Source organism: Niastella sp. OAS944, assembly GCA_024809215.1.
Taxonomy (GTDB): Bacteria; Bacteroidota; Bacteroidia; order Chitinophagales; family Chitinophagaceae; genus Niastella.
This window is the reverse complement of record JANUBW010000016.1, coordinates 126,884-140,392: the sequence shown is the minus strand read 5'-3', so window position 1 is coordinate 140,392 and position 13,509 is coordinate 126,884. Positions and strand designations below refer to the sequence as shown.

Here is a 13,509-nt window from a genome sequence, read left to right as displayed (position 1 = left end):
TGGGTTTACATTCAGTGTCAATGTTACAATCGAGTCGCAACCAGCGGCATTTACTAATGTGTCTTTATAAGTTCCAGCAGCATTATAGGTATTGCCGTTCCAGGTGTATGGCAATTGGTTGGCGCAGATTGTGGCCGATTGTGAACCTGTAACTGCTGGGTTTACATTCAGTGTCAATGTTACAATCGAGTCGCAACCAGCGGCATTTACTAATGTGTCTTTATAAGTTCCAGCAGCATTATAGGTATTGCTGTTCCAGGTGTATGGTAGTTGGTTGGCGCAAACAATAGCAGATTCTGTTCCAGTTACTACAGGGTTTACATTCAGTGTCAAAGTTACGATAGAGTCGCAACCAACGGCATTTGATAACGTATCCTTATAGGATCCTGCTGCATTATATGTATTGCCATTCCAGGTATACGGCAGTTGGTTGGCGCAAACGGTGGCTGTTTGTGAGCCCGTAACCGCTGGATTTACATTCAGTGTAAGAGTAACTATCGAATCGCAACCGGTGGCATTTACTAATGTATCCTTATAAGTGCCAGCTGCATTGTAAGTGTTTCCATTCCAGGTGTATGGCAATTGGTTAGCACAAACAGTAGCGGTTTGAGCGCCTGTTGCAACTGGGTTAACATTTAAGGTCAGTGTCACAATAGAGTCGCAACCGATAGTGCTTACTAAAGTGTCTTTATAAATACCGGCGATACTATAGATGTTGCCGTTCCAGGTGTAAGGTAACTGGTTTTCACAAACTGTAACTGTCTGCGTTCCGGTAACAATAGGGTTTACGTTAAGAGTTAATGTAACTATCGAATCGCAACCGGTGGCATTTACTAATGTATCCTTATAAGTGCCAGCGGTATTATAAGTATTGCCGTTCCATGTGTAAGGCAATTGGTTGGCGCAAACAGTAGCGGTTTGAGCGCCTGTTGCAACTGGGTTAACATTTAAATTCAGTGTAACTATCGAATCGCAACCAGTTGCGCTTGCCAATGTGTCTTTGTAAATTCCAGCAGTATTGTAGGTATTGCCATTCCAGGTATATGGCAATTGGTTAGCACAGATAGTAGAAGTCTGAGTGCTGGTAATAACTGGATTTACGATAACTGTCAGGGTAACCTGCAAAGCACATTGACCTGCTTGCGGAGTAAACGTGTAAACAGTCGTTCCAGCTGTGGCTGTATTAATAACACCAGGCGACCATGTACCGGTGATGCCATTTAGTGATGTTGTTGTTAAAGCCGGTGCTGTTTCATTCTGGCAAAAACTGGTTGGTATATTAAATTGGGGTGTTGTCTGGTTAATTACAGTTAGAGTAAGTGTTACCACCGAATCGCAGCCGTTGACAGTCTGCAGTGTTGCTGTTGTTGTTCCTGCTTGCGTTAATGTTTTTCCGTTCCAAGTATAAGGTAGTTGCGTTTCGCAGATCGTGATCTGCTCGGTGGTGGCTACATTGGGATAAACATAAACAATTCCTGATTGTATATCGCCCCCACAACCATCTGCCGATCGTTCCTGTACAGTAATGAGGAATTGACCAGCCGTATTCCATGTAATAGTTATTTCATTGGTAGTAGTGGGTTGTGTAATGCCATCAATTTTCCATGTATAAGTAGATGGGACGCTTGGGTCATTTACAGAATATTTTTTAGTGGTTCCGATACATACATGATCCGGCATAGCCATTTGCGCAGATGTCTCTTTGACGCCGAGCAAGAGCAAAGCCAATATTATGATATGTAGAAACCGTTTAAGCATTATGATCGTTCATGCACACATTATAAGAGGCTCAATTGAGAGACAAAGTGCTACATGCACACCGCTTCTCCCAGGAAGCAGGTGTGCATGTTGGCAACTTTGGATGTTTTACTTTGGCTTCATTTCTTTATTCCTTTTCATTTTTAATTGTGAGTGATTGGTGTTGTTACTGGTTTCGGACTAATAGTTACCGTTGTTGAACAGGTAGAAACATTGCCGCATGCATCTGTAACTGTCCATGTTATTGTTGAAACGCCTACATTAAATGTTCCGCTTGCATCGGTTCCTGTACCGCTTCTTGTAGTGGCCCCTGTTACCTGGTAAGTAATCGTCAGGTTAGTGCTACAATTATCCGTTGCAGTCAATGCAGGGATAGTATAAGTGTTGCCTGACTCAATACAGTAGGCTTGTGATGGCGCACAAGTTATCACCGGCGCTTCTGTATCCCTGGTGAATGTGATGGTTTGCGTTTGTGTTCCTGTATTGCCGCACGCATCTGTTACGGTCCATGTTCTGGTGATAGATCGGTCGCAACCAGTGCCTGTTTCTGCACCATCGGTAAAGGTGGCGGTAAGACCAGTCGAACAATTGTCAGTTACTGATGCTGTACCAAAGGCCGCTGTGAGCTGAGCCGCAGTTGGGTTACATCCTGCTGCTGTTGGAGCCGTCACTGTTATCACCGGTGCTTCTGTATCTCTGGTGAAGGTGATCGTTTGCGTTTGTGTTCCTGTATTACCGCACGCATCTGTCACGGTCCATGTTCTGGTAATTGAGCGGTCGCAACCGGTGCCTGTTTCTGCACCATCGGTGAAGGTGGCGGTAAGACCAGTCGAACAATTGTCAGTTACTGATGCTGTACCAAAGGCCGCTGTGAGCTGAGCCGCAGTTGGGTTACATCCTGCTGCTGTTGGAGCAGTCACTGTTATCACCGGTGCTTCTGTATCTCTGGTGAAGGTGATCGTTTGCGTTTGTGTTCCTGTATTACCGCACGCATCTGTCACAGTCCATGTTCTGGTGATAGAGCGATCACAACCAGTACCTGTTTCTGCACCATCGGTGAAGGTGGCGGTAAGACCAGTCGAACAATTGTCAGTTACTGATGCTGTACCAAAGGCCGCTGTGAGCTGAGCCGCAGTTGGGTTACATCCTGCTGCTGTTGGAGCCGTCACTGTTATCACCGGTGCTTCTGTATCTCTGGTGAATGTGATCGTTTGCGTTTGTGTTCCTGTATTACCGCACGCATCTGTTACGGTCCATGTTCTGGTGATAGAGCGGTCGCAACCAGTACCTGTTTCTGCACCATCGGTAAAGGTGGCGGTAAGACCAGTCGAACAATTATCGGTTACTGACGCTGTACCAAAGGCCGCTGTGAGCTGTGCTGTAGTTGGGTTACATCCTGCTGCTGTTGAAGCCGTCACTGTGATCACCGGTGCTTCTGTATCTCTGGTGAATGTGATGGTTTGCGTTTGTGTTCCTGTATTTCCGCACGCATCTGTCACAGTCCATGTTCTGGTGATAGAGCGATCACAACCAGTACCTGTTTCTGCACCATCGGTGAAGGTGGCGGTAAGACCAGTTGAGCAATTGTCGGTTACTGACGCTGTACCAAAGGCCGCTGTGAGCTGAGCCGCAGTTGGGTTACATCCTGCTGCTGTTGAAGCCGTCACTGTTATCACCGGTGCTTCTGTATCTCTGGTGAATGTGATGGTTTGCGTTTGTGTTCCTGTATTTCCGCACGCATCTGTCACAGTCCATGTTCTGGTGATAGAGCGGTCGCAACCAGTACCTGTCTCTGCACCATCGGTGAAGGTGGCGGTAAGACCAGTAGAACAATTATCGGTTACTGACGCTGTACCAAAGGCCGCTGTGAGCTGTACCGCAGTTGGGTTACACAGGACTGAAGTGCTTGGTGTCACTGTGATCACCGGTGCTTCTGTATCCCTGGTGAATGTGATGGTTTGCGTTTGTGTTCCTGTATTACCGCACGCATCTGTTACGGTCCATGTTCTGGTGATAGAGCGATCACAACCAGTACCTGTCTCTGCTCCATCGGTAAAGGTGGCGGTAAGACCAGTTGAGCAATTGTCGGTTACTGACGCTGTACCAAAGGCCGCTGTGAGCTGTGCTGCAGTTGGGTTACACAGTACTGAAGTGCTTGGTGTTACTGTGATCACCGGTACTTCTGTATCTGTTGTCGCAAATGTTTGAGTACATGTACTTGTACATCCGTTCGCATCTGTAATTGTAAGGGTCAGCGTGAAGTTTCCACAACTATTATTGGCAAGTACTGAAACGGTTTGTCCATTTGCTGCACCGGAGATAGTCGCATTTCCACTAATTGACCAATTATAAGTCGACATTCCCACTGGCGCACTATATGTATTGGTAGAACCAGGACATACATTGTTATTACCGGTAATAGAACATACAGGCAGCGGGTTCACCGTTACTATTCCACTTGCAGAGGCTGATCCGCAACCTGTGGCTGTATTGGTGATCACAACACTATAGGTACCGGCCACTGTGGATGTAAAGCTGGCCACATTACCCGGATCAGGAACTCCGGCCGGTACAGTCCATACATAGGTATAGGTGCCCGGTTCGCCTGGTGTTGCCGTTATGGTCGCCGCTGTTCCGGCACAGACTGTTGACGAGTTCACGGTTACCGTTGGTAACGGGTTCACTGTAACAACAATAGTGACAGGATCGCCTATACAACCTGCAGCATTGGTTTCAATTACCTGTATAGTATAGGTGCCGACAGTAGTCCAGTTTACTGTAATTAAATTGGGGTACGTTGGATTAGGTGTCATCGTAAATCCGGTACTGGGCGTAATGCTCCATGCATAGGTTGACCCGGCAGTGAGTACTACACCGTATTCTTTCGTTGTATTAATACATACCGAATGGTTTCCTGGGATTGGCGGAGGCGCCTGCGCTATCGCATTCGTGCCAAATGCTGTAAACAACAGCATGAGTCCCCATTTTATAAGCAGTTTTGCTGGGTTTGTGTTCGGCATTTTTTTATTCTTTATTAATGGTCTAGGGATGTTTACTAAAATCATTTCGTTCAAAACGGCGGGATCCGGTTCATCTTTATTTCGCGTAAATGAGAGTACCAGCAATCTCAGCCATAGCAAAAAACGCGACCAGAAATGCCGGGCTTGTCTTCCGGTATTTTTTATTTTGTATGGGTTGCTGTATTCTCTCATAAACTGTTTTTATAATTAGTTGTGTGAAATTATCGGTGCTGGCTTTGGATTTATAGTAACTGTTGTTGAACAGGTAGATGTATTACCACATATATCTGTAGCTGTCCATGTTATTGTTGATATTCCTACATTAAATACTCCACTTGCATCATTCCCTGTTCCGCTTCTTGTAGTTGCTCCTGTGATTTGATAAGTAATATTCAAAGTGCCACTGCAGTTGTCGGTTGCAGTAGCTGGGGGAATAGTATATGTGTTGCCATTAACAGCACAGAATACTTGTGCCGGCGGACACGTAATTACCGGTGGTATATCATCACGCACATTGATAATTTGAGAAACCGATGATGTATTGCTACATGCATCGGTGAATGTCCATGTTCGTGTAATAGTATATCCACAACCATTAGCAACTTGTACATCTACACCCGTTGCGGTAATGTTGCCGCTACAATTGTCAGTTGCTGTTAACGTACCGGCAGGCGGCACATCAGCAATGCATTGGAAGTTCAGTGACGCGGGGGCCACTGCAACCGGAGCAGTGTTGTCAACTACAGTTACTACCTGGGTGGCGGTGGCCGTATTTCCGCAATTGTCAGTTGCAGTCCATGTTCTTGTAATTGTGCCGCAGCCCTGTACTACATTATTTGTTTCTGTAAAATTTACTGTAATTGTAGGATCGCAGTTGTCGGTTGCCGTTACCGAAACGCCTGCAATTATTGTATTGGTGCATTGTACGGTTTCATTGACCGGAACCCCTATAAGTACTGGTCGCGTAGTATCTACCACGGTCAGTATCTGCGTGGCTGTAGATGTATTTCCGCAAAGATCGGTTGAGGCCCATGTTCTTGTTATCGTTCCGCAGCCTTCTACTACATTTGCAACTTCTCCATAAGTGACCGCGACAGATGGCGAGCAATTGTCGTTTGCTGTCACTGTTGGCGCCGCCGGAATGGCGCCGCATTGCACGGTGGCGTTGGCTGGTACGCCTACAAAAAGCGGCCCCTGTGTATCTCTGGTAAAACTTACTGTTTGAGATGCTGTTGCACTATTTCCGCACGAATCGGTAACTGTCCAGGTTCTTGTTACGGTTCTTATACAACCTGTGCCCTGCTCTGCCCCGGTGGTAAACGCAGCGATTAATCCTGTTGTACAATTATCGGTAACTGTTGCCGTTCCAAATGCTGCCGTTATGGCTGACGCCTGTGGGTTACAACCTAAAGTTGCTGCTGCTGTTATTGTAATAACCGGCCTGGTAGTATCATAAATAGTAAAAGTGCGGCTGCACGTACTGGTACATCCGTTTAATGTAGTGGTCAGGTTTAATGTATATGTGCCACAGGTTCTGCTGGCCAGTACTGAAACTGTTTGGCTGGTTGATGAACCTGAAATAGTTCCCTTGCCTGTAATGCTCCAGCTGTATGCACTTAAACTTCCCGGAGCAGAATAAGTATTGGTGCTGGCCGGACAAACACTATCGGTGCCAGTAATAGAACAGCTTGGCAATGGTTTTACGAGTACATCAGCACAAACCGGCGAACTGGAACAACCGGCTGCCGTTGTTGCCACCACGCAGTAATTATACGTGCCCGATACGGTTGGCGTAGTGGTAACGGTTTGCCCTACCCCATTCGCTGGTGTTAAGTAAGTTAATGGCGACCACTGATACGTTACAGGTTGATACGTTCCAGCAATGCCAACATTATCTACACCCCAGTTACTTCCTGCTGTACCACTATATCTGAATCGAACCTTCACATTCGATTGTCCTATATAAGCGCTCATGTTGATCGATTCCTGAATAAAACCATTATTAGGGTTTCCCACATTTGTTGGTCCGGTATAAGTTTTTAATGTGTTATAGGTGGCGCCGCCATCTGTTGTGATCTCAACCCATGCGGTTGTGCCTGCATTAAGGTTCATGGCAGTGTAATAATTGAATATTGGATTGGTTAAACCCACCAGGCTAAATGGCGGTGTTATTAAACTAACTACACTGCCGCCGCCATTACCATTCACGATCATGTATTTGCTATTGGTTGGGGGTGCATTTGAATTCCATAATAATCCATTAAACATTTTACCATTACCTGTTTCTCCCCATTCGCTGTTATCTCCTTTGTTATTGTTATTGGCATCATTGCCACTCCAGCCGGCCGGGTTAGCGTTTTGAAAATCTTCAGTGGGAAAAGGTGGCGGGCCATAATCACTTGCTTTTAATGTAGCTGATTGGCCCGGACAAATTGAAGTTGGATTTACAGTGACAGTTGGCGTAAACGGCGGGTTCACCGGCACAATACCAACATCTGAATAGGCAAAACAACCATTCAATTGAAGATATACCCGGTATATAGTGGTTGTAGTTAAATTCAGGTAAGGAAACGTAGTGCTGGTATTGTTTATGGTAGTCCAGCTTGTTCCGCCATCGGTTGATGTTTCCCATCTTATAATGCTGCCGGTATAATTAGATAAAGTAATTGTACCGCTGTTGCTGCCTGGGCAAACAGGAGGGCTCGATGACAGATCTCCTTCCGGACTGGTAGTAACTGTAATGGGAACACTTGCTGTTCCGGTACATCCGTTGGCCGCAGTGCCGGTTACAGTGTATGTGGTGGTAACATCAGGGTATGCTATTACCACACTACCGGTTGTAATTGATAAATTGGTTGAAGGGCTCCAGGTATAGGTACTGGCGCCACTGGCCGTTAATGTAACACTGTTGCCGCTGCAAAATGCAGCGGAAGGTGGTGTAACGGAAACGGTTGGACTGGCATTGATCGTTACAGAAGTGGTAGCATTTACCGCAGCACAACCACCCGATGAGGGTGCTGTGTACGTTATTGTATATGTACCTGCAGTGCTCGATGATGGTGTAATGGCGCCGGTTGTACTATTGATGGTAAGTCCGGCTGGTGCACTGAATGTACCGCCGGTATAAGCGCCGGTTCCCGATAACGTAACTGAGGCTGAATTTACCGAAGTACAGAATGGAGTTCCTGCATATGAAATGGTGGCTGTAGGAGCTGCGGTTATAGTAACGGATGAGGTGGCTGTTACTGCTGCACATCCGCCTGCTGCAGGTTTTGAATAGGTAATGGTATATGTACCTGCAGTGCTTGAAGAAGGTGTAATAACGCCGGTGCCGCTGTTAATGGTCAACCCCGCGGGAGCTGCCGAATATGTACCGCCCGTATAAACGCCTGTTCCTGTTAACGTCGGGTTTTGTGTTGATGCTGTTTTACAGAAAGGAGCTCCCGCATAAGCAAGGCTGGCCGTTGGCTGCGCCGTGATCGTTACAGATGTAGTAACATTTACAGCCGCGCAACCACCGGATGCAGGAATGGCATAGGTTATAGTGTATGTACCTGCCGTGCTCGATGATGGCGTGATCTCTCCGGTTGAACTATTTATGGTTAATCCGGCCGTTGAACTGAATGTTCCACCCGTATAAGCGTTTGTTCCAGATAAAGAAACTGGAGCCGAACTTACCGTTGTACAAAACGGCGTTCCTGCATATGAAATGGTGGCTGTAGGAGCTGCGGTTATAGTAACGGATGAGGTGGCTGTTACTGCTGCACATCCGCCTGCCGCAGGTTTTGAATAGGTAATGGTATATGTACCTGCAGTGCTTGAAGAAGGTGTAATAACGCCGGTTGAACTGTTAATGGTCAACCCCGCAGGAGCTGTCGAATATGTACCGCCCGTATAAATGCCTGTGCCTGTTAACGTGGGGTTTTGTGTTGATGCTGTTTTACAGAAAGGAGCTCCCGCATAAGCAAGGCTGGCCGTTGGCTGCGCCGTGATCGTTACAGATGTAGTAACATTTACAGCCGCGCAACCACCTGATGCAGGAATGGCATAGGTTATAGTGTATGTACCTGCCGTGCTTGATGATGGTGTGATCTCTCCAGTTGAACCATTTATGGTTAATCCCGCTGGCGCAGCAGTATATGTTCCCCCCGTATAAGCGCCTGTTCCTGTTAACGTAACTGTTGCAGAACCTACTGTTGTACAAAACGGTGTTCCTATATATGAAATGGTTGCTGTGGGCACTGCTGTTATTGTAACATTTGCAGTTGCATTCACTGCCGCACATCCACCCGCCGCAACTTTTGTATAGGTAATGGTATATGTACCTGCTGTGCTTGAAGATGGTGTAATAACGCCGGTGCCGCTGTTAATGGTCAATCCCGCAGGTGCTGCCGAATATGTACCGCCTGTATAAGCGCCTGTACCTGTCAATACAGGATTTTGTGTTGATGCTGTTTTACAGAAAGGAGTTCCCACATAAGAAAGACTGGCCGTTGGCTGCGCTGTGATCGTTACAGATGTAGTAACATTTACAGCCGCACAACCACCTGATGCAGGAATGGCATAGGTTATAGTGTATGTACCTGCCGTGCTTGATGATGGAGTTATCTCACCAGTTGAACTATTGATGGTTAAGCCGGCCGTTGAACTAAATGTTCCCCCCGTATAAGCGCCTGTTCCTGTTAACGTAACCGGTGCAGAACCTAGTGTTGTACAGAACGGCGTTCCAGTATATGAAATGGTAGCTGTGGGCACTGCTGTTATAGTAACCGATGTGGTAGCAACTACAGCCGCACATCCGCCTGCCGCAACTTTTGTATAGGTAACTGTATAAGTTCCTGCAGTACTTGTGGATGGTGTAATGGCGCCTGTGCCACTGTTGATGGTCAAGCCAGCCGGAGCGGTATATGTTCCGCCTGTATAAGCATTGGTACCTGTTAAAGTTGGGTTTTGTGCTGTTGCTACCGATCTGCAGAAAGGTGTTCCGGCATAAAAAAGGCTGGCCGTTGGCTGCGCTGTGATCGTTACAGATGTAGTAACATTTACAGCCGCACAACCACCTGATGCAGGAATGGCATAGGTTATAGTGTATGTACCTGCTGTACTTGATGATGGAGTGATCTCTCCAGTTGAACCATTTATGGTTAATCCCGCCGGTGCAGCAGTGTATGTTCCCCCCGTATAAGCGCCTGTTCCTGCTAGCGTAACTGGTGCAGAACCTAATGTTGTACAGAACGGCGTTCCTGTATATGAAATGGTTGCTGTAGGAACCGCTGTTATAATAATATTTGCTGTAGTGCTTACCGTTGCACAGCCGCCTGAAGCCGGTGTTGTATAAGTTACGGTATAGGAGCCGGCGGTGCTTGTTGAGGGCGTAATGGCGCCTGTTGAACCATTTATTGATAAACCTCCTGGTGAGGACGTAAATGTTCCTCCTGTATATGCTCCGGTTCCACTTAATGTTGCTGCCTGGCCTGTTGCTACCGACCGGCAAAAAGGTGTTCCGGCATAGGTAAGATTAACTGTTGGTAATGCGGTGATTGTTACTGGTGTTGTTACGTTCACTCCTGCACAACCCCCTGATGCCGGTATTGCATAGGTAACTGTATATGTTCCCGGCGTGCTTGCTGATGGGTTGATGTCACCGGTTGCACTGTTGATGTTTAACCCGGCCGGTGCAGCAGTATATGTTCCGCCTGTATAAGCACCTGTTCCCGTTAACGTAACTGTTGCTGAACTTACTGTTGTACAAAACGGCGATCCGGTATACGAAATGGTTGCCGTAGGAACTGCTGTTATAGTAACCGATGTGGTTGCCGTTACTGCAGCACAACCACTTGAAGCTGGTGTGGTATACGTTACTGTATAGGTGCCAGCGGTACTTGTTGAAGGAGTAATGGCGCCGGTTGAAGAGTTTATTGATAGTCCTCCGGGCGTAGCAGTATATGTTCCTCCGGTATAAGCATTTGTACCTGATAATGTAACGGCTTGCGCTGAGGAAATAGATATACAATAAGGTGTGGCTGAATAACTGATGGTTGCGGTTGGCAATGGCGTAATTGCCACATTTGTCGTTGTCGTTGCCGAACAACCATTGCCATCCGTTACCACAACTGTATAAACTCCCGAAGCTGCGGTCGTAACATTTGTGATTGAAGGATTTGGCGTGGTTGATGTAAATCCATTCGGTCCACTCCAGTTATAACCTGTACCGCCATTAGCTGTGAGGTTTAAGGTTGAACCGGCGCATTGCGGTGTATTGCTTCCTGCCGTTGGTGTTGGCAATGCATTTATAGTTACGTTTGTCGTTGTCGTTGCCGAACAACCATTTTCATCCGTTACCACAACTGTATAAACCCCCGAAGCTGCCGTTGTTACATTAGCGATCGATGGGTTTGGCAAATTAGAAGTAAAACCGTTTGGCCCCGTCCAGCTATAATTGGCACCCCCCGAAGCTGTAAAATTTAATGTAGAACCGGCGCATTGCGGTGTGTTGCTGTTTGCCGTTGGTGTTGGCAATGCATTTATAGTTACGTTTGTCGTAGTTGTTGCCGAACATCCGCTTGCATTGGTAACAACTACTGTGTAGGTTCCCGAAGCTGCAGTGGTTACATTGGTGATTGATGGGTTTGGTGAGTTAGAAGTAAAACCGTTTGGCCCCGTCCAGCTATAATTGGCACCACTCGAAGCTGTAAGATTTAATGTAGAGCCGGCGCACTGCGGCGTGTTGCTGTTTGCCGTTGGTGTTGGCAATGCATTTATAGTTACGTTTGTCGTAGTTGTCGCCGAACAACCATTCCCATCCGTTACCACTACTGTATAAACCCCCGAAGCGGCCGTTGTTATATTGGCAATCGATGGGTTTGGTGAGTTAGAAGTAAAACCGTTAGGGCCGCTCCAGCTGTAATTAGTTCCACCCGAAGCTGTAAAATTTAAAGTAGAACCGGCACACTGTGGTGTGTTGCTGCCAGCTGAAGGTATTGGCAATGCATTAATAGTAACGTTTGTTGTAGTTGTTGCCGAACAACCATTTCCATCCGTTACAACAACCGTATAAACTCCCGAAGCAGCCGTTGTGACATTAACGATCGATGGGTTTTGTTGATCCGAGGTAAAACTGTTTGGGCCGGTCCAACTATATGTTGTGCCGTTGGTTGAGGTAAGATTTAAAGTGCCACCGGCGCACTGCGGTGTATTGCTGCCGGCGGCTGGGGTTGGCAATGCATTCACCGTAACTATTGCTGCTGCAGTATTGACGCATCCATTACCATCGGTGTAGGAATAAGTAACAGTATAATTACCTGCAGCAAGTCCATTGGCATTGAAGGTAGAACCGCTTACGCCTGTGCCGCTCCAGGTACCGCCAGCCGGAGTGCCCGTAAAAACAACGCTATTATTACCAAAACATACCTGTTTGTTGTTTGCTGTAACCGATGGTAAAGCATTTACGGTGACCGTGGCATTGGCCGTGTTGGTACAACTGTTGGCATCTGTGTAGGAATATGTAACAGTATAGTTACCTGCGGCCAGGCCATTGGCATTGAAGGTAGAACCGCTTACGCCTGTGCCGCTCCAGCTGCCACCGGCTGGTGTTCCCGTTAATGCAACCGCGTTGTTTCCAATACATATCTGTTTGTTGTCTGCAGTAACTGTTGGCAAAGCATTAACGGATACCGTGGCTGTTGTTGAATTGTTACAACTGTTGGCATCTGTGTAAGAATAAGTAACAGTATAATTACCTGCAGCAAGTCCATTGGCATTAAAGGTAGAACCGCTTACGCCTGTGCCACTCCAGCTGCCACCGGCTGGTGTTCCCGTTAATACAATCGCATTGTTTCCAAAACACACCTGCTTAGGATCGGCTGTAACTGTAGGTAGCGGATTTATTGTCACCAGTACATTCCCACCCATTGCCATTGGCCCGGTGGAGGTATTGGCAAAAACGGTGTAAGTTCCGGCTGCTGTTTGCAATCCGAAACTAATGGCATTCCCATCCCCTGTTACAGGAGAACCAATATTAACCCCATTTAATTGTAATTGATACGTGGTATCCAATTGCGAACCATCAAGACCAACAACTACACCACTCCCTCCTATACAATAGGCTCCTCCGCCGGTTACATTATATGAATTAGCAAGTACTTTAAGAATGGTAGCTCCCGTGGCTGCTCTTGCCCGTTGAAATGAATCGAGTCTTTTTCTATTGTCAATATGTTGTGCCTGAACAAAATGTGGTATAATAAAACCCAATAGCAGAAATAAACCAACACATATACGATTAGTGGGGTGCTTTGAATCGTTTATGAGGGTAGCAAATCTGGTCAAAAAGATATGTGCAATACTATCTTTCATGCAGGTCTCGGCAAATTGGTTTCTGACATCAGTAACAAGTTGAAACGTATTTTAGGGGCAATATGAATCCCAGTCCAGGCAGAATCTGCATAGAGGTTTTAAAACACCAGTGGGTATCTTATTCCGTATTGTTAGCTAACGGACATAGATATTCTATTTGAGGAAGTAAATATTCTTCATCAATAACATTTGGTGATAAATAACCGTGAAATCAGATCACGTTGAACCTGGATTCAAATTGGTTTTACTGAGAATAAAAAGAATAACACTGTTACAGATAATTGGTGGTAACAAAGGTTTTAGAGGGGAAATTGGAATGAAACATTGTGGATTGGAATGTTTCTGAGGAATCAGGCCCTAATAATATAGGTTTTATTTG

Annotated in this window: 3 protein-coding genes; all 3 read right to left on the bottom strand. The window is 46.4% G+C overall.

Features of this window, described 5'->3' with window-relative positions; translation table 11 throughout:
• A partial coding sequence (locus tag GGD38_RS37155) for a hypothetical protein (RefSeq protein WP_375303972.1) occupies positions 1-1,686 on the bottom strand: 1,686 nt, incomplete at its 3' end.
• A 215-nt stretch (positions 1,687-1,901) separates the two neighbouring features.
• Complete coding sequence (locus GGD38_RS37150) at positions 1,902-4,733, bottom strand: hypothetical protein (protein WP_375303971.1); 2,832 nt, start codon at positions 4,731-4,733, stop codon at positions 1,902-1,904.
• A gap of 252 nt (positions 4,734-4,985) precedes the next feature.
• A complete protein-coding gene (locus GGD38_RS37145) occupies positions 4,986-13,130 on the bottom strand; it encodes a putative Ig domain-containing protein (protein WP_375303970.1) in 8,145 nt (2,714 codons plus the stop codon).
• Positions 13,131-13,509 lie beyond the last annotated feature (379 nt).

Excerpts from the sequence above, each read along its gene's own strand:
- GGD38_RS37150 (WP_375303971.1), bottom strand. The coding sequence starts at position 4,733 with ATGCTGTTGTTTACAGCATTTGGCACGAATGCGATAGCGCAGGCGCCT.
- GGD38_RS37145 (WP_375303970.1), bottom strand. The coding sequence starts at position 13,130 with ATGAAAGATAGTATTGCACATATCTTTTTGACCAGATTTGCTACCCTC.